Here is an 18,353-nt window from a genome sequence, read left to right as displayed (position 1 = left end):
ATCAGGCCAGCCGCAGCGGCAGGCTGCGCAGCCGTTTCCCCGTCAAAATGAACACGGCATTGGCCACGGCCGGCGCGATCGGCGGCGTACCGGGTTCGCCCACGCCTTCGGGATGTTCGGCGCTGGCGATGATGATGGTTTCCACTTCGGGTGCCTGGCCCATGCGCAGCACGGGATAGTCGTGGAAATTGCCCTGCTCGACTTTGCCATCCTTGAAGGTAATCTCGCCACCCAGCGCCGCCGACAGGCCGAATAGCACGGCCGACTCCATCTGCTGGGCGATGATGTTCGGATTGACGGCAATGCCGCAATCGATGGCGCACACCACGCGCTGCACGCGGATTTCGCCATTTTCCACGGACACTTGCGCCACCTGCGCGACGATGCTGCCAAACGACTGGTGCAAGGCCACGCCATGCGCATGGCCGGGCGGCGCACTGCCCGCCTTGGCAACTGCCGCGTCGAGCACGGCCAGGTGGCGCGGATGTTTCGATAGCATGGCGCGGCGGAAAGCAATACTGTCCTGTCCGGCCGCATGCGCCAGCTCATCGATAAAACTTTCCTTGAAGAACGCATTGTGCGAATGCCCCACCGAGCGCCAGTAGCCTATCGGCACGGCACTGTCGGCGATCACGTGGGCGATGCGCTGGTTGGCGATTTCATACGGCATGTCGAATTCGCCTTCTGCCGTGGTCTTGTCAGGCCCCGCGCCGGGCAAGCCGAAGTTGCGTTGCAGAAACTGGTGCGTAATGGAACCGCTGACGGATTTATTATCCCAGGAGGCGATGCGGCCATGCTCGTCGAGGCGTGCCGAAAAACGGGCCAGCGCGGCGGGACGGTACATATCGTGCTGTGTATCCTGTTCGCGCGTCCACACCAGCTGCACGGGTGCGCCGTCGCACTGCAGCGCGATGGCCACGGCTTGCGCCACCATATCCACCTCCAGGCGGCGGCCAAAACCGCCACCGAGCAGCAGCACCTCGATCGTCACATCCTTCGCGTCGACGCCAGCCACCTTCGCCGCCACGTCGACGGCGATGCCGGACGCCTGCGTCGAGACCCACAGCATCACCTTGCCATCCTTGACCTGCGCGGTACAGTTGACGGGTTCCATGGCAGCGTGCGCGAGGAACGGCGCGCGGTACTCGGCCTTGACGCTGCGCAAACCCTGCACGCCCTTGCCCTCGACCTCGCCGCTGGCGTGGTAGGCATGGCCAGCTTCCGTGTCCAAGCGGCGGGCAAACTCCGCGTAGACGCCGGCGCTGGACAGGCCCGCTTGGGCACCGGCCTTCCACTGCATCGGCAAGGCGGCGGCGGCCTGCCTGGCGCGCCACCAGGTATCGGCCACCACGGCGACGCAAGAGGCACTGCGCTGCGCCAGGTGCGGCGTCAGGTCCAGCACCTTTTTGACGCCGGGCATGGTCAGGATGGGTGCCGCATCGAACGCGGCGAGGGTGTCGCCCAGGCGCGGCGGCAAATGCAGGGCCGCGTACAGCATGCCGGGCGGGCGCGCATCGATGCCGAAACGTGCGCTGCCATTCACTTTGGAAGGCGTGTCGCGGCGCGGCGCTGGCTGGCCGATCAGCTTGAAATCCCTGGGCAGTTTCAGCACGGGCGTGCCCGGGGCTATGCTGGCGGCGCGCTGCGCCAGGCTGGCGTAGCTGGCGCGCCGGCCGTCCGGGTGGATCACGGCGCCATCCTGCGTGCGGCATTGCGCGGCCGGCACTTGCCACTGCGCGGCGGCGGCGCCCACCAGCATGGCACGCGCGGACGCTCCCGCTTCGCGCATGGGAGCCCAGCCATCCTTCACACTGGACGAACCACCCGTGACGATCACGCCCAGCTCGCGCGCGGCCTTGGCCACCGTCCATTGCGCCAGCGCCTTGAGGCGGCCCTGGTCGTCCGGGTGGAAAGGCAGGCTATCCTTGAGCATGGCGACATTGCCAAAGATTTTATCCATGGGCGCCTGGATCAGCTTGACGCTGCTCAAAGGCACGTCGAGTTCCTCGGCCACCAGCATGGGCAAGGCCGTATGCACGCCCTGTCCCATCTCGCTGCGCGGCATGGCCAGGATCACCATGCCGTCCCTACCGATGGCGAGCCAGCCGTTCAGGGCCACGGCGCCATCCTGGAGCGGCAGCGGCGCGCTGCCGTTCAGGCGCTGGCGCGGCGGCAGCACGCCCCAGCCCAGCACCAGGGCGCCCACGCCGGCCACGCCGAGGCCCAGGCCTCCCAGCAGGAAACGGCGGCGCGACGGGGAGGATTGTGCGGCCATGGGCTATCCTTTATGGTGGTGATTGATCGATCCAGCGCTCTAGCATATCCTGCGCCAGCACCGGGCGGCTATAAAAATAACCTTGCGCCAGCTTGCAGCCATGGCGCAGCAGGAAGGCGGCCTGCTCTTCCGTCTCCACACCCTCGGCGATCACCGACAAGTGCATGCTCTTGCCCAGCTGGATGATGGCAATCGCAATCGCTTCGTCGTTCACGTCCGTCGAGATATCCTTGATGAAAGAGCGGTCGATCTTCAGGGTTTGCACGGGCAACTGTTTCAGATACGCGAGCGAGGAATAGCCGGTGCCGAAGTCGTCGATGGCCAGTCCCACGCCGATGGCATGCAAATCGTTGATGAAACCAAGCGCATCGCCCGTATTCATGATCACCGATTCCGTCACTTCCAGCTGCAGGCGCTGCGGCTCCAGGCCCGTTTCCTGCAAAATATCGGCCACCATGCCGGCGATGCTGCCCCGCTCGAACTGCTTGACGGACAGGTTCACGGCCATCTTCGGCACGCGCAAGCCCTGCGCCTGCCAGCGCATCATCTGGCGGCACGCCTCGTCGAGCACCCATTTGCCCAGCTGGTTGATGAAACCGCTGTCCTCGGCCAGCGGGATGAAGCGTGCCGGCGGCACCAGGCCCAGTTCCGGGTGGTTCCAGCGCACCAGCGCCTCCACGCCGACCAGGCGGCCCGTATCAATTTCCACCTGCGGCTGGTAATTGAGGAACATCTCGTTCTTTTCCAGCGAGCGGCGCAAAAAGGTTTCCAGGCGCAGCCGCTCGACGCCCTCGCCCGTCATCGACGGCGCATAGAAACGGTAGCCATTGCGCCCGCGCGCCTTGGCCTGGTACATGGCCACGTCGGCATTGCGGATCAACATGTTCAAGTCCAGCGCATCGTCCGGATACAGGCTGATGCCCACGCTGCAGGTGACGAACAATTCGTGGTCAGCCACCGTGAACGGCTGGTCGAACATGGTCATCAGCTTTTCCGCCACCTGCGTGGCGCCGTACTCGCCGTCGATGCATTCGAGCAGCACGATGAATTCATCGCCACCCAGACGCGCCAGGGTATCGCCCTCGCGCAAGCGGGCAGCCAGCTGGCCGGCCACCTTTTGCAGCAATTCGTCGCCCACATGGTGGCCCAGGGTATCGTTGACGTTCTTGAAACGGTCCAGGTCGATGAACAGCACGGCCAGCTGCTCCTGCTCGCGCGCGGCACGCAACAGGGCGTGCTGCAGGCGGTCGTGGAACAGCAGCCGGTTCGGCAACGCCGTCAACGGGTCGTGGTGCGCCATGTGGTCGAGCTTTTCCTGCGACTCCTTGATCAGCGTGATGTCACTGAACACACCCACGTAATGGGTGGTGACGGCGCGCGTGTCGCGCACGGCGCTGATGGTCAGCCACTCCAGGTAGATTTCACCGTTCTTGCGCTGGTGCCAGATTTCGCCGCGCCAGAAACCGCTGGCCTTCAACTCGCTCCACATGGCCTGGTAAAACGCCGCGTCGTGGCGCGCCGAGCGGTTCAGCGATGAGTGCCGGCCCAACGCCTCCGCTTCGCTGTAGCCCGTGATCTGCGTAAAGGCGGGATTGACAGTGACAATGATGCCCTCGGCGTCGACCACCATCACGCCATCGGCGATGTGTTCCAGCACGGTGGCCGACAGGCGCAGCTTTTCTTCCGCTTCCTTGCGCGCCGTGATATCGGCGTACACCCAGATGCTGCCTTCGTTGGGGCGCAGGGGGTCGAGCGCACAGCCGCTGACCAGCGCCCAGAACAGGCTGCCGTCGCGGCGCTTGTACTGGCGCTCCTCGCTGAAATCGCCGCCCATCGCCAGCGCCGGATACTGGCGCTCGCCCGCCTCTTCGAAGTCATACGACGTCATGAACACAATGGCGGTTGAACTGCCCGTCATTTCGGCGTGACCGTAGCCGAACAGCTCCTCGCAGCGGCGGTTGACGGAAATGATGCGGCGGTGGCGCACGAACATCACGCCGAACATCACGTTGTCGAGGATGGCGCTTTGCTCCGTCAGCAGCGCCTCGATGCGCATCTCGTGGTGCTTGCGCTGGCTGATGTCCGCAATGATGCCGTCGACCCAGGTGACGCCCTGCTCGCCCGCCTGCGGCTGGCCATTCTCGGCCACCCAGCGCTCGATGCCGAAGGCGTCGATGATGCGGTATTCCAGCGCATACGGCCGCACCTCAAGCACCGCCTGGCGCACGGCGCGGCGGTGCTCGCGGCGGTCTTCCGGGCAGATCAGGTCGGCCCAGGCGTGCGTGGTGCCGCGCATGAACTGGCGCGCCGAATAGCCGGCGATGTCTTCGATGGCATCGCTGACGAAATCGATGGGGCCGTCGGGCCGGTAGCGGAAGACGGCGCCCGGCACCTGCGTGACAATGGTGCGGAAACGCTCTTCGCGCTGGCCCACATCCTCGAACAACTGGCGGATGGCGGCACGCATTTGCTCGAGCTGGGCCGTCAGGCGCCCCAGTTCGTCGTTGCTGTGCGAGGCCAGGGGCGTGTCAAAATCGCCGTGCGACAGGCGGTCGGAAAAGCGCGTCAGGCGGCGCAGGGGTTTCAACAGGCGGCGGTTCAGGAACAGCACGATCAGCGCCATCGACACGGCCAGCTGTGCGCCCAGCACGAAAATATAGGACATCTGCTTTTCGCGCAGCTCCTGCTGGCTGCGCGCATCGTCCATCTCGACGACGACGTGCCCGATGCGTTCGCCGCGCACGAGGATGTCGCGCTCGGCACGGTACAGATTGCCCACGGGCCGCTGCGGTGCCTGCAGGCTGATGAATTCCGTGTCGCCCTGCCCCAGCACTTTCACCAGCAGCACGGAGCGGTCGCGCATCACCGACTCGACCAGTGAATGGGCCGATTCCGCATTCATGTTCCACAGCGACTCCTGCATGCCCAGCGCCAGGATGTCGGCATTGCGCTGCAAGGCTTCGTTCAGACTGGTGCGCGCCGACTGGCGCTCATGCACGCCGACCAGCAGATAGCTGCCGAAGATGGCCGGCACGACCAGGCCGCCGAACACCACCACCAGCAGGGCGCCATAGATCGACGAGCCGTACAGCACGCGCAGGCTGGCGCGCAGGCGCTGATAGGGCGAATTAAACATGCGGCAACAGGGCAACAGGGATCAGGCAGGCGATCATGGAACTTTTTACAGGGGAATTCGGGTGATATGGCGGGGGAAAACTTTTTCAGGAGCAATTATGCATGGAAAAAGCGGGAAAAGTCACCAATAAACACGTGCCAATGGCGACGTCATGCCATATAGACAGGGCTGAAAAACCACACGAAGGCTGGCGCGCCGGGCAAGCGCCAGCAGAAAAACGCGCGGCTTGCTATCATCGCGCCACTTTACCTCGAGGAACCACCATGACCTTCTCCATCTACTCCGCTTCCATCCCCGTCTTCAAACAGATCCTGGGCAGCCTGGCCGCCATCCTGGACAAGGCGGAAACGCACGCGCAAGACAAGAAAATCGATCCGAACGCCTTGCTGCAATTCCGTTTGTTCCCGGACATGCTGCCGTTCGTGCGCCAGATCCAGATCGCCACCGACTTCGCCAAGGGCTGTGGCGCGCGCCTGGCCGGCGTAGCCGTGCCACCGTATGAAGACAGCGAACAGAGCTTTGCAGAGTTGAAGGCGCGCATCGTGAAAACCATCGCCTTCCTGGAAAGCCTGCCGCAAGCGGACATCGACGGCAGCGAAACGCGCGCCATCACCACCGGCAGCGGCGAAAAGACCAAGCACTTCACGGGCCAGACGTATTTGTTCCACTACGCGCTGCCGCACTTCTTCTTCCACGCGACGACGGCGTACGACATCTTGCGCCACAATGGCATCGAAGTCGGTAAAAAAGACTTTATCGGCAGCTATTGATCGTTGACGCTGAAAGATCTGGGGTCAGACCCTCGCGGACGCTGGCGCTGAGCTCTGCGTTAGCGGCCTTGGGGGTCTGACCCTGGCAGTCCAGGGGGTCTGACCCCAGCAGTTGCTGCTGGCTTACCTAAGTATTCCGGCGCGGATAACCTTGAGAAAGAATCCGCACCCACACCACTTCCTTCTCTTCATCCGTCATCGATACCCAGTGGGCCACTTCCACTACACTGCGGCCGCAGCCGCGGCAGATTTCATCGAAGGTCGTCGAGCACACGGCCACGCAGGGCGTGTCTGGACGCGGCGGCAATTCCTTGTCACCCATCAGGACACCTTCGGCAAGCCGAGCTTTTCCCAGCCTTCGACGCCCAGCGCTTCCAGGGTGGCGATATTCTTGTCAAAGATCTCCGACGCTTCCGGAAAGGCTTCGACGGCGCGCTCGATGCTGTCTTCGCGCAGCAGGTGCAGGGTTGGGTAGGGCGAGCGGTTGGTGTAATTGCTGATGTCATCCTCGAACGTCTCGGCAAACTGGTAATTCGGGTGGAAACTGGCCACTTGCAGCTCGCCGGCCAGGTGCATGTCTTCCACGGCCGCATCGGCCACATCAAGAAACTCGTTGTAGTCGAGAAAATCATTCAGTGTGTACGGATGGATCAGCAAGGTCGTGTCGATCTGCTCGGGGTCCGTGTCGGCCAGGGTTTGCAGCTCGTCCATCAGCATGGCCAGCAAATCTTCCGGATTGCTCGATTCGCACACCACGTAGCGAATCTGCTTCTTGACGTGCACGGCCTTGGCGAAAGGGCACAGGTTCAGGCCGATCACGGCCTTTTCCAGCCAGGCAACGGTATTGGCGATGATGACGGCGTTGTCGTCGTCGTGGCGCGGCGGGGTGTTCATATGCATGACTCTCTATCAATATGGCGGCTGGCAGCCGAATGGCCGGCCAAAGCCAAATTGTACGCACTCTTTGCTCAGTCTCATACCGGACGACTGCCAGGCTTGCGCCAACCTCCCCGCCATGTATGCTATAACAGCGGCCGAATCACGCATCGGGCAAATTAAATTTGCAATAATGACAGCATTTGCGAATGGAAACTCAGTCGTTTCCCACTTATTGCCGCTTATTTCCTGTCATCATGCTGACATAATTCTTGACTCCAGCATGTGGATATACGTACACTCGCAGCTTGATCATGGGTCTGTCCGATGTTTCTCCGACGACAACAATGGAACACTATGCACGAAAACTCCTTTAAATCTACCGTCCTGGCGGCGTTGGCCTTGGCGCTTGCGCCCGCCCTCAGCCAGGCGTACGAAGCCGGTGTTGAGAGCGATAACGCGCCAGTCGCCGCCACCGCACCGGCCCTGATCCCGATGACCGCCCAGGTCACGGCGAAACTCCCCACCCTCGACAACCGCCTGCAAAAGACCGACCGTCTGCTGAAAAATCTCAGCGACAATTCCGACCCCCTGCGCGAAGCCGACGTCTGGGGCCGCATCCGCAGCGGCTATGCGATTCCCGACATCAACAACCAACTGGTGGCCAACCACGTCAACTGGTACGCCACCCGCCCCGACTACATCGCCCGCACCACGGCGCGCGCCTCGCGCTACATCTTCCACGTGGTGCAGGAACTGGAAAAGCGCGGCATGCCGACGGAACTGGCCTTGCTGCCATTCATCGAATCCGCCTTCAACCCGCAGGCATTCTCCAGCGCCAATGCGGCCGGCATGTGGCAATTCGTGCCCGCCACCGGGCGTGATTTCAACCTCAAGCAAAACATGTTCAAGGACGAGCGCCGCGGCGTACTGGCCTCGACCGATGCGGCCCTGACGTATCTGCAGCGCCTGTATGACATGTTTGGCGACTGGCAACTGGCGCTGGCCGCCTACAACTGGGGCGAAGGTTCGGTGCAGCGCGCCATCAAGAAAAACCAGGCGCTAGGCAAGCCGACCGATTTCGAAAGCCTGGCCGACCTGATGCCGGCCGAAACGCGCAACTACGTACCCAAGCTGCAAGCGGTGAAAAACATCATCGCCAATCCGGCCCAGTTCGGCCTGACCCTGCCCGTGGTCGACAACCAGCCCTACTTCACGGCCATCGACAAGACCAGCGACATCGACATCACCGTCGCCGCCCAGCTGGCCGAACTGTCGATGGATGAATTCAAGGCCTTGAATCCGCAATTTAACCGCCCTGTCATCATCGGCGGCGAAAAGACCAAGATTCTGCTGCCGCAGGAAAACGCCGCCAAGTTCACCACCAACCTGGCGCAATGGGGCCATGCCTTGTCGAGCTGGACCACGCACAAGATCACCAATGCGCGCGAACGCATCGAAACCCTGGCGTCGAAATTCGGCACCACGGCCGACGTGCTGCGCCAGGCCAACAACATTCCCCAGCGCACCAGCCTGCGCGCCGGATCCACCATCCTCGTGCCGAAGACTTCGGCCACGATGAACAAGGACATCACCCAGGAAATTGCCGACAGCGCCACCATGCTGCTGGAAGCGGACCGGCCGGAACGGGCCGCCAAGGCACTGCGCCGCGTCGCCAAGGGCGGCAAGGTGCAGGCCGCGCCAATTTCCCTGGTAAAACCACGCATCCAGCGCGGCGGCGGCAATCACCGCGCCAAGGCCCGCCATTAAACTGCGCTACGTCTGATTCGTACTGGAAACACGCCACCGGCCGCCACAGCTTTACTGTCGCGGCCGGTGGTACATCCGCCCCACCCACCCAGACAGGAGTCGTCATGGCTTTCTTGCAAGGCAAAAAAATCCTCATCACGGGCCTGCTGTCCAACCGCTCCATCGCCTACGGCATCGCCAAGGCTTGCCACCGTGAAGGCGCCACCCTCGCCTTCACCTATGTGGGCGAGCGCTTCAAGGAACGCATCACGGAATTTGCGGCGGAATTCGGCAGCGAACTGGTGTTCGACTGCGACGTTTCCAGCGATGAACAGATCAGCGCCGTCTTCAGCGATCTGGCGCACTACTGGGATCAATTGGACGGCCTGGTGCATGCCATCGGTTTTGCCCCGCGCGAGGCGATTGCCGGCGACTTCCTCGACGGCCTGTCGCGCGACAGCTTCCGCATCGCACACGATATTTCCGCCTACAGCTTCCCTGCCATGGCCAAGGCCGCGCTCCCCCTGCTGCATCCGGGCGCCTCGGTGCTGACCCTGACCTACCTGGGCGCCGCGCGCGCCGTACCCTATTACAACACCATGGGCCTGGCCAAGGCGTCACTGGAAGCGTCCGTGCGCTACCTGGCCGAATCGCTGGGTCCGCGCGGCATCCGCGCCAACGGCATCTCCGCCGGCCCCATCAAAACCCTGGCCGCTTCCGGCATCAAGGATTTCAGCAAACTCCTGGGCTTCGTGGCCGAGCACGCCCCGCTGCGCCGCAACGTCACCATCGAAGAAGTGGGCAACACGGCCGCCTTTCTGCTGTCCGACCTGGCCTCGGGCATCACGGGCGAGATTACCTACGTCGATGGCGGCTTTTCGCAAGTGATGGCGGTCAATCCTGAAGCAGATTGATACGGTGATGGCCGACATTGGCGGCATCGCATGCTGCGGGCCTCGCAACCCTAGAAAGACATCCGGGCGGCACTGCGCCACGCGGAAAGCCAGGGCTGGCGCGTGGGAAGGCAGCGCCGCCGCTACCCGCCGGCGTCGCCATCCCCGCCATGTTTGCCTGACTGACGGAAAACTACGTATTCCTACTGATTTCACATAGGAAACATGTTCAAAACGTGGTAGGACTTTCGTTTCCTCCCATTTAGACCGTGCAAAACGGCGGCAAATACGGTATAGTGTCGTTGTGCGCTGCAATATGTTCCCTTGAAGCGATGGCAACACGGCAGTAATCGCACTACAAACTTAGCAGCTTCGCAAGCCTTAGCGCATCCACAGGATGCCGCTTATAAAGCCCTCCCGCCTTGTGTGTCGCACCTGACACCGTCCCGGCGCAAAGCTTTTGTGCCGAAATTTCTTTCTAGTTGAGTCATTTCGTTTTGGTTGGCGTTGCTATTTTGCGTTCTGCTTTTTGCAAGAACGCTGATTTTTACGAAAGAAAAGAATGACATTTGAATCCTTAGGCCTGCATCCGTCCATCATCGCCGCTCTGACCGAATCGGGCTACACCGCGCCAACCGCGGTACAGTCGCAAGCGATTCCAGCCGCGATCGAAGGCCGTGACCTGCTGGTCTCGTCGCAGACCGGTTCGGGCAAGACCGCAGCTTTCATGCTGCCGTCGTTGCACAAACTGGCCAGCGCCGAACAAAGCGCCGCCGGCAAGACGCCGAACCAGGAAATGCAAGCATCGCGCGCCCGCGGCGAGCGTCCACGCTTCAAGGCTGCCCAGCCAAAAATGCTGGTCCTGACGCCAACGCGCGAACTGGCCCTGCAAGTGACCACCAACACCGACAAGTACAGCACCGGCATCCGCCGCATCAAGGCTGTGTCGATTCTGGGTGGCATGCCTTACCCTAAACAGATGCAATTGCTGGCCAAGAATCCAGAGATTCTGGTCGCCACCCCAGGCCGTCTGATCGACCACATGGATTCGGGCAAGATCGACTTCTCGCAACTGGAAATCCTGGTGCTGGACGAAGCCGACCGCATGCTGGACATGGGTTTCATCGATGACATCGAAAAAATCGTGGAAGCGACGCCAGAAGGCCGTCAAACCATGCTGTTCTCGGCAACGCTGGACGGCGTGGTTGGCAACATGGCCCGCCGCATCACGAAAAACCCGCTGGTCATCCAGATCGCCGGTTCGTCGAACAAGCATGAAAACATCACCCAGCGCGTCCACTTCGTCGACGATCTGTCGCACAAGAATCGCCTGCTGGACCACCTGCTGCGCGACGAAACGCTGGACCAGGCTGTTGTGTTCACCGCCACCAAGCGTGACGCAGACACCATCGCTGACCGTCTGAACATCGCCGGCTTCTCCGCTGCCGCCTTGCACGGCGACATGCATCAGGGCGCACGCAACCGCACCCTGGACGGCATGCGTCGCGGCCAGGTCAAAGTGCTGGTCGCCACCGACGTTGCCGCCCGCGGTATCGACGTACCGACGATCACCCACGTGTTCAACTACGATCTGCCGAAGTTCCCGGAAGACTACGTCCACCGCATCGGCCGTACCGGCCGCGCTGGCCGCAATGGCCTGGCCATCTCGCTGGTAAACCACGCTGAAGGCATGAACGTCAAGCGTATCGAGCGCTTCACCAAGCAATTGATCCCGGTCAATGTCATCGAAGGTTTCGAACCTAAGAAAACGGCGTCGGCACCACGCTCGAGCGCCCGTCCAGGCGGCTGGAAACCAGGCGACAACCGTGGCGGCGCGAAGCCAGCGCAACGCACGTTCAGCAAGCCAGGCGCACCACGCAAAGATGGCGCACCTAGCACCGGCGGCGGCTACAAGGGTTCCAACCCGCGCAGCACCGACGGCGCACGCCGCAGCTACGGCGACCGTTAATCACGGCGCCATGCCGCCAGTAGGCGGCACGCAATAAAAAACGGCCACCAGATCACTCTGGTGGCCGTTTTTTATTGCCCGCCGCCCTTATTTCTTCGACACCCTCTGGCGCGACAACTTGCGCAACTTGGCTTGCTCAAAGCGCAGCTGCTGCTCCGGCGTTTCCAGCACCAGCGGCGGCACGGCCACCGGCTTGCGATTGGCGTCCACGGCCACCATCGTGAAATAGCAGCTGTTGGCATGGCGCACCAGGCGCTGCTGGATGTTTTCCGTCACCACGCGGATGCCCACTTCCATCGAGGTCGTGCCCGTGTAATTGATCGAGGCGAGGAACGTCACCAACTCGCCCACGTGGATAGGCTGCAAGAACATCACCTGGTCCACGGACAGGGTCACCACATAGCTGCCCGAATAGCGACTGGCGCAGGCGTAGGCGACGCTGTCGAGGTATTTCAGGATGGTGCCACCGTGCACGTTACCGGAAAAATTGGCCATATCGGGCGTCATCAAGACCGTCATCGTCAGTTCGTGGGCCGACCAGTTCATCGCACTGTCCAAAAGTGTTCTCCAAGGGGGAAATAAAAGTGAGGGGATGTGAAAACCGGCCCCAGGGGCCGGCTGCAGACCTTACAGGCCCAGGGTGTCGATATCGGCCAGCGAGTCGCGGCCCTTGTCGGAAATGTCGTGGCCCTCGCCTTCCGCGCGTGCCACGATGTGGGCTTTCTTGCCCAGGAAATAAGCCACGTCCGAGTCCAGCTTGGTCAGCGGATCGACGGCGACAGCGCGCAAACCCATGATGCAGCGGCGCAGGAACAGCAGCTGTTGTGCTTTCTCGGTGATGGACAAACGGCCATCGCGTGCATAGCTGAGCAGCTTCAGGCCGGACAGGCGCTTGGCATTGCGGGCAACGCAAGCACTGGGGCGCTCGGTCTTGATGCCGCGTGCAACTTGCTCCAGCGCGTCATATTCATCGGTTGTTAATTTCTCGTTCTTCATTACTTTTCCATAAAAGGCCAGGTGTTCGGCCCCCATGGTACGCGCCCCGCTGCGCATCGGCAACAGGCAACGTGATTCAGTCGCCGCCCGCCTCACGGACGGCGTGCTGAAAATGCGCGTGGCGCGCGCTTATTTGTAGGTGCGCAGCAGCAGCCATGCCAGGCCGCAACCAGCCACAGCGCCCGCCAGGGCCAGCGCTGCGAGGTTTTTGCTGGTGATCACAGGGCGCCGGCCCAGGTAGATTTTGTTATGCAAGGAATTGCCCATGATGGTCTCCTGTACAAGAATTTTTATGATGTCTCATTATAAGAACAGAATCGTGACGGCCGCATGACACACAGCTGTTAGCGCTCCATTTGTGTCCACCCGGCAACGTTTATTGGCATTTTTGTTGTTTAAATGGCGCGGCGATCCCGCCGCCCGCGCAATCCATTTCCGACTAGAAATAAACAGCGCGCCGCAGTGGCATGCCAGCCTGGGTGCGCCCGGGTGCGCGACGACTTGCTCTTAACCCATCTTGACGGGCGGCGGCGGCGGCGTCGGTTCCTCGACGGGTACGGGATCCATATGCGGCGGCTGTTCGGGCGGCGGCGTCAGCGGATCGCCTTCTGGCGGCGGGATATCCGGTTCAGGCGTGCTGTGCGCACGCAGCGGGGCAGGACGGAATTGTGATGGCATGGTGACCTCCTTTGCCCCACTGTAGCCGATGACGGAAAAGACTGGCGCCCGCGAGCCGCACTACTCAAACGTGAAAAAACTCCCGCTGCAGGACGCGCAATGAGCCTGCATTGGCCAATTGAGCTGTAATAAGCCTGCGCGTGTGAAGGCTGCGTAAAACGTCGATTTTTTTTACACAAACGCGAAAAACGGCAAGCCTGTTTTTATAAGCTGTTGAATTTAAATACAAATATTACATGGTACGAATTCTGCTCCAAGGGCGTATGAGGTTATCTGAGGCAGCCGCCACAGTGACCTGGTCCAATCAACCCTCACGCTGAAGGAAATGCCATGAAACCACTGTCCTCATTCCTGCGTTTCGCTCTCTCCGCGGCCGCCATCAGCGCCGCGCTGATCAGCGCTCCCGCACTCGCTGGTCCTTTGTTTACCGTCAACGAAGGCTCCGTCCCCGGTACCGCAGCCAATCAGGTTGTGGCCGACCGCATCAGCTTTGAATATCACGCGCGCGTCGAACAAACCATCGTTGGCGGTTTGGGTGGTGGCAACGACCCCTTCACTCAAACAGGCTTTCTGACCAAGGCCGCTTTCGGCAGCCCCACTGGCGGCAGCGTACCATCGCAATTGAATGCCCTCAATGGCTATGGCATATATGGCTTGTTTACCATTACCGGCCAGTCGGATACGCTGGCTGGCGGGATCCACGCCAACTTTCAAACCCTGACCATGACGCTGTACATCGACCCCAACCAGGACACGTCATTGTCAGTCAGTAACGTAGCAGGCTCGCCAGTGAATGTGGGCGGCGCCTCCGGGGATGACTATGCGATCGTGACCTACACGCTCGATCTGGGCGAAGCCCACATTTTCGCCGGCCTGGCCCAAGGCGACTTCAAGGCCTTGCTTAACGCCACGCTGACGCCGCAAGGACAGTTGTTTTTCGTCAATCCCAACCCGTTTTTCCCGCTGGAGTCCCTCAGCGGGAATACGAACAGCTTCATCGGTGGCAGCCTGACCAACAGTTTCATCGCGATGGCCGACGGTGGCGGCCTGGAATTATTTCAGGCAGCCGTACCTGAGCCAGGCACCATTGCCCTGCTCGGCATCGGCCTGTTTGGCCTGGGCATGACTGCGCGCCGCCAGCAAGGCGGGCAGCGCCAGGCTTGACATGCGATCGTCCTCTTGAAAAGCCGCTGATGTCCTCAGCGGCTTTTTTCGCTGCAGCCACCGGCAAACGCCTGGCGCTCACGCAGGCGTCCTCGCGTCGACCGGCGCCACCAGCAAGTCTTGCAGCGGCCGGCGCAAGGAACGCGCCTGGGCCGCCGGGCCGGCGCCGATGCGGCCAAGGAACACGGCCCGCTCGACCACCACCGCACCCAGCACGGCCTGGCATTGCAGCGCCAGTTCCTGCGCCAGCTCCAGCATGCCGTCGGTGCGCGAAAAGGCCCGCCGTTCGCGCACATAACGGGAGAAGATCAGCGGTGTCAGTTCCGGCTGCAATTGCAGGCCCAGCTGCGTGGCCGTCAGCCAGAAGCGCTGCATGGCGCGGCCCGCCGCCACGTAATCGTCGATATGGCGCGGCGGCGCCTCGGCCAGCAGCGCGAAATGCGCAGCGCAGTACAGACCAGGCAACAAATCCATCTGCAGCCGGGGCGCGACGGTGCCCGCCAGCCAGGTATTGAAAAAATCCACGCGGCGCCAGCTGTGCATGACCCAGCGCATCAGCCTTGCCGTCATCGGGTCGACGCCCAGCGCCTGCTCCGGGATGCGGTCGTTGCTGAAGCGCGCCCCCCATTCGATCACGTCGCGGTGTACCTTGTGCGCTTCGGGCATGGTCAGGCGCAGCTTCGCATTGTCGAACATCAGGCGCGCACAGGCCAGACGCACGCGCCAGCCTTCGAACCACTGCACAGTGTAGCCAAGCGGCAAGCTGGCAAGCAGCGCGGTCTTTTCGCTGGCGCGCAGGGGGCGTGTGCTGAGCCGTCGTCGCTGCACGCTGCGCTGCGGCAGGAAGGCTGCCAGCGGGTCGGGCAACATGCCGGGGCTGTCGACAAAGCGCACGTCAAACGTAGGCAGGGTGTCGGGCAAGCCGCCGCGCCGGCGCGCTTCCATGCGCATGCCATGGCTGCTGGCCGCCAGTGCCATGCTTTCGAGCAAGGCGCCCAGCGATAGCTGGCTGGGATGGCCGTCGAGGTCGTAGACGCAATGGCTGCGCGTATCGAAGCCATGCACGACGACATGGCGCTGCGCCACGACTTCAAAGCGCCACGGCTGCGTGTTGTCGCCGCTGGGCGCCCAGCGCGCCTGGTCGAGGAGGTTTTCCAGCACGGGATCGATCAGCAATGCTTGTGCCATTTATGCCCCCTGCGCCGCGCGGCGGCGCTTGATGATGGCCATCGTCAGCCGTTGCAGCGGATGACGGTTGCCGCCGGGACGCCAGGTACGCACGAGCTTGTTGCGGTAGGCGTCGAAATGCATGCCATGCGGCGCCGCCATCACCTTGCCGCGTTTCAGTAATATTTTCAGCGCCTCGGTGGCGGCCGCGCCCGCGCACAACTGGCAGCCCATGATGGTCGACGGTCCGCGCCGCTCCTTCAGATTAATGGCCGACGGGTCGATCAAGTAAGGGCCGTGCAAGCCGGCCGGCGCCAGCCCGACGAGAAAGCGCAGGGCTTTTTCTTCCTCGGGCAAGTCGCCCCAGCCAAAATACTCTTCGAACGTCATGCCGCCCGGCATGAAGCTGAGCACGGCCGTGCCCATGCCCAGCGGCGCGGCCGTGATGGCAGGGATGCCCAGGCGCGCGCAACTGGCGAAGGTGGCCTGGCGCGCGGGAAAGGCAAAGAAATCCAGGCCATCCACATACAGATCGACACCGGCAAAAAACTCGGCCAGATTGCTGTCGTGTATGCCGTCAGGAAATTGCTTGATCTCCAGTTCGGGATTGATGTCCATCGCCATCTGCGCCAGCACCGCCACCTTGGGCTGGCCCAGGGTTGACATCATGGCGCCGGCCTGGCGATTGAAGTTGGCGATATCGAAGGTGTCGAAATCGGCGATGTGAAAAGCGCCGATGCCCAGCCGCGCCAGGGTCAGCAAGTGCACCCCGCCCACGCCGCCCATGCCGGCAATGGCCACGCGCCTGCCACGCAAACTGTCCTGCTCAGCCTGCGTGACCCAGCCCAGGTTGCGGGCAAATGCCGCGTGATAGGAAAAACCGTCTGTCATGCTTACCTCTTCTGTGCGTCAGCGAAGGACCAAGAATGGTTTGACAGACGGTCGGGCGACAAGTTCCCGCTATGACGGTTTAGCGCGCCAGACGGCGCTGCACTGCCGGTGCAGCGGCTACGCGCGAGGGCGCCGCCGCATGCCGCGCCACTGCACCCACCTTGAACACGCTGACGATCTGCGCCAGCCCGGCCGCCTGCTCGTTCATGGCCTGCGCCGCCGCCGAAGCCTGCTCGACCAGGGCCGAATTTTGCTGCGTCATGTTATCCATCTCGACGATGGCCTGGTTGATCTGCTCGATACCGGCGCTTTGCTCGGCGCTGGCCGAGGAAATCTCGGCCACGATATCGGTCACATGCTGCACGCTGGAGACGACCTTTTCCATTGTCTCGCCCGCCAGCGCCACCAGTTTTTCACCGGCGCCCACTTGCTCGGCCGAACTGTCGATCAATTGCTTGATTTCCTTGGCGGCCGCAGCCGAACGCTGCGCCAGATTGCGCACTTCACTGGCGACGACGGCAAAGCCACGGCCCTGCTCGCCCGCGCGCGCCGCTTCCACGGCGGCGTTCAAGGCCAGGATATTCGTCTGAAAGGCGATACCGTCGATGACAGCGATGATGTCGCCGATCTTTTTCGACGAAGCATTGATGGCGCCCATGGTGTCGACCACCTGGCTCACCACGCCGCCCGCCTGTGTCGCCACTTGCGAAGCGGAAATGGCCAGTTGGTTGGCCTGGCGCGCATTATCCGCATTCTGGCGCACGGTCGAGGTCATCTCTTCCATGGTCGAGGCCGTCTCTTCCAATGATCCCGCCTGCTGTTCCGTGCGCGCCGACAGGTCGTGGTTGCCCGAGGCGATCTCGCCCGACGCCGTGGAAATGGCATCGGCATCGTTGCGCACCTGGCTCACCAGATGCGCCAGGTTGTCACGCATGGCCTTGATGGCCATCAACAGACTGGACGTATCGCCGGGACGCGTATCGATCTGCGTGGTGAGGTCGCCCTGGGCGATTTGCGCCACGATGGCGGCTGCATAGTCGGGTTCGCCACCGAGTTGGCCCAGAATACGGCGCAGCATCAAGGCCGCCAGAGAGCCCACTACCAGCATCAGCGCACCGCCGATGGCCAGCAGCACGCCGGCCTGGGCCCAGAACTTGTGGTTGATGTCATCGATGTAAGTGCCCGTGCCGATCAGCCAGTCCCACGGCGCAAATTTCACCACGGCATACATCTTCGCCACGGGGTCAGTCACGCCGGGACGCGTGCCGTCCGCCTGCACCAGGCCGATGCGGCTGTTGGCCAGCGCGGCCCGGTAGCGGTCGCCCGACTGCCGCATATTCTTTTGCGGCGTGCCGATGCGTGAGGGATTCGGATGCACATACAGCAAGTCGGTGCTGAAATCGCGCACAAAGTAATACATCTCATCCTTGACGAAGCTGCCGATGGCCAGCTTGGCCTGTTGCTGGGCCTGCTCACGCGTCAGCTTTCCCGACTGTTCCAGCGCATACGCCTTTTCCACCGACGCGTTGGCCAATTCCACCAGCACAGTCAATTGCTCGACCCTTTCGGCCATCATGGTCTGGCGCAAGGAATACAGGGAAAACGAGGCGATGAGGACGATGCCCAGCAAGGTGCTGAAACACAATAAAAGAATACGCGAACGGAGAGTCATGGGAGCCTGGGTGGAAAATAAAGCATGGAATTATAAACAATTTCCATATGGAAATCTTTTCAGAAAAGCAAAGCGGGCGGCGCTACCAGGCTGATGCCCGGCAGGCACCGCCCGCTT

Annotated in this window: 16 protein-coding genes; 5 read left to right on the top strand and 11 right to left on the bottom strand. The window is 62.2% G+C overall.

Going from position 1 to position 18,353, the window contains the following annotated elements; translation table 11 throughout:
• Window position 1: 1 nt before the first annotated feature.
• Both C8C89_RS13165 and C8C89_RS13160 read right to left on the bottom strand, forming a co-directional pair.
• A complete protein-coding gene (locus tag C8C89_RS13165; RefSeq protein ID WP_208327695.1) occupies window positions 2-2,275 on the bottom strand; it encodes a xanthine dehydrogenase family protein molybdopterin-binding subunit in 2,274 nt (757 codons plus the stop codon).
• A 10-nt stretch (window positions 2,276-2,285) separates the two neighbouring features.
• Window positions 2,286-5,411 carry an EAL domain-containing protein gene (locus tag C8C89_RS13160; RefSeq protein WP_133990273.1) on the bottom strand — a complete coding sequence of 1,042 codons (3,126 nt, stop codon included), beginning with the start codon at window positions 5,409-5,411 and terminating at the stop codon, window positions 2,286-2,288.
• Window positions 5,412-5,674: 263 nt separating this feature from the next.
• Between C8C89_RS13160 and C8C89_RS13155 the strand changes: the two genes are divergently transcribed.
• Window positions 5,675-6,181 (top strand): DUF1993 domain-containing protein, encoded by a 507-nt coding sequence (locus C8C89_RS13155; RefSeq protein WP_034779265.1) that lies wholly within the window; start codon window positions 5,675-5,677, stop codon window positions 6,179-6,181.
• 127 nt (window positions 6,182-6,308) lie between these two features.
• Here the strand turns inward: C8C89_RS13155 and C8C89_RS13150 are convergent, their stop codons facing one another.
• Both C8C89_RS13150 and C8C89_RS13145 read right to left on the bottom strand, forming a co-directional pair.
• Entirely contained in the window at window positions 6,309-6,503 is a 195-nt protein-coding gene (locus C8C89_RS13150; protein WP_133990271.1) for a DUF1289 domain-containing protein, read from the bottom strand.
• Window positions 6,503-7,075: a DUF1415 domain-containing protein gene (locus C8C89_RS13145; RefSeq protein ID WP_101484633.1), complete on the bottom strand. Its 573-nt coding sequence runs from the start codon at window positions 7,073-7,075 to the stop codon at window positions 6,503-6,505. The genes C8C89_RS13150 and C8C89_RS13145 overlap by 1 nt, the downstream gene beginning before the upstream one ends.
• A 339-nt stretch (window positions 7,076-7,414) precedes the next feature.
• Here C8C89_RS13145 and C8C89_RS13140 point away from each other — a divergent pair, with 339 nt between their 5' ends.
• The 3 genes from C8C89_RS13140 (at window position 7,415) to C8C89_RS13130 (ending at window position 11,668) form a co-directional block, all read left to right on the top strand.
• A complete protein-coding gene (locus tag C8C89_RS13140; RefSeq protein WP_133990269.1) occupies window positions 7,415-8,827 on the top strand; it encodes a transglycosylase SLT domain-containing protein in 1,413 nt (470 codons plus the stop codon).
• Between the two features lie 104 nt (window positions 8,828-8,931).
• Window positions 8,932-9,720, top strand: coding sequence for an enoyl-ACP reductase FabI (gene fabI / locus C8C89_RS13135; RefSeq protein ID WP_133990267.1), 789 nt, complete (start codon window positions 8,932-8,934; stop codon window positions 9,718-9,720).
• A gap of 541 nt (window positions 9,721-10,261) precedes the next feature.
• Window positions 10,262-11,668 (top strand): DEAD/DEAH box helicase, encoded by a 1,407-nt coding sequence (locus C8C89_RS13130; RefSeq protein ID WP_101481984.1) that lies wholly within the window; start codon window positions 10,262-10,264, stop codon window positions 11,666-11,668.
• 87 nt (window positions 11,669-11,755) lie between these two features.
• Here C8C89_RS13130 and C8C89_RS13125 read toward each other — a convergent pair whose 3' ends face one another.
• The 4 genes from C8C89_RS13125 to C8C89_RS26960 all read right to left on the bottom strand — a co-directional run bounded on the left by C8C89_RS13125 (window position 11,756) and on the right by C8C89_RS26960 (window position 13,342).
• Window positions 11,756-12,214: an acyl-CoA thioesterase gene (locus C8C89_RS13125; RefSeq protein ID WP_101481985.1), complete on the bottom strand. Its 459-nt coding sequence runs from the start codon at window positions 12,212-12,214 to the stop codon at window positions 11,756-11,758.
• Between the two features lie 81 nt (window positions 12,215-12,295).
• Window positions 12,296-12,664, bottom strand: a complete 369-nt coding sequence (locus tag C8C89_RS13120) for a hypothetical protein (protein WP_101481986.1) — start codon at window positions 12,662-12,664, stop codon at window positions 12,296-12,298.
• A 129-nt stretch (window positions 12,665-12,793) separates the two neighbouring features.
• Window positions 12,794-12,931 carry a hypothetical protein gene (locus tag C8C89_RS26965; RefSeq protein WP_166674638.1) on the bottom strand — a complete coding sequence of 46 codons (138 nt, stop codon included), beginning with the start codon at window positions 12,929-12,931 and terminating at the stop codon, window positions 12,794-12,796.
• Between the two features lie 240 nt (window positions 12,932-13,171).
• Entirely contained in the window at window positions 13,172-13,342 is a 171-nt protein-coding gene (locus C8C89_RS26960; RefSeq protein WP_166674727.1) for a hypothetical protein, read from the bottom strand.
• A gap of 330 nt (window positions 13,343-13,672) precedes the next feature.
• On the opposite strand from C8C89_RS26960, the gene pepA reads away from it, so the two are divergent.
• Complete coding sequence (gene pepA, locus C8C89_RS13115; RefSeq protein ID WP_101481987.1) at window positions 13,673-14,506, top strand: flocculation-associated PEP-CTERM protein PepA; 834 nt, start codon at window positions 13,673-13,675, stop codon at window positions 14,504-14,506.
• A 78-nt stretch (window positions 14,507-14,584) separates the two neighbouring features.
• On the opposite strand, the gene C8C89_RS13110 is transcribed toward pepA, so the two are convergent.
• The 3 genes from C8C89_RS13110 to C8C89_RS13100 form a co-directional block, all read right to left on the bottom strand.
• Window positions 14,585-15,694 (bottom strand): nitroreductase family protein, encoded by a 1,110-nt coding sequence (locus C8C89_RS13110; RefSeq protein ID WP_133990265.1) that lies wholly within the window; start codon window positions 15,692-15,694, stop codon window positions 14,585-14,587.
• Entirely contained in the window at window positions 15,695-16,564 is an 870-nt protein-coding gene (locus C8C89_RS13105; RefSeq protein WP_133990263.1) for a ThiF family adenylyltransferase, read from the bottom strand.
• Between the two features lie 79 nt (window positions 16,565-16,643).
• Entirely contained in the window at window positions 16,644-18,236 is a 1,593-nt protein-coding gene (locus C8C89_RS13100; protein WP_101481990.1) for a methyl-accepting chemotaxis protein, read from the bottom strand.
• Window positions 18,237-18,353 lie beyond the last annotated feature (117 nt).

It is taken from the genome of Janthinobacterium sp. 75 (assembly GCF_004365495.1).
Taxonomy (GTDB): domain Bacteria; phylum Pseudomonadota; class Gammaproteobacteria; order Burkholderiales; family Burkholderiaceae_D; genus Janthinobacterium.
Note: the sequence above shows the minus strand (reverse complement) of the source record. Positions and strands in the feature narration are given on the sequence as shown.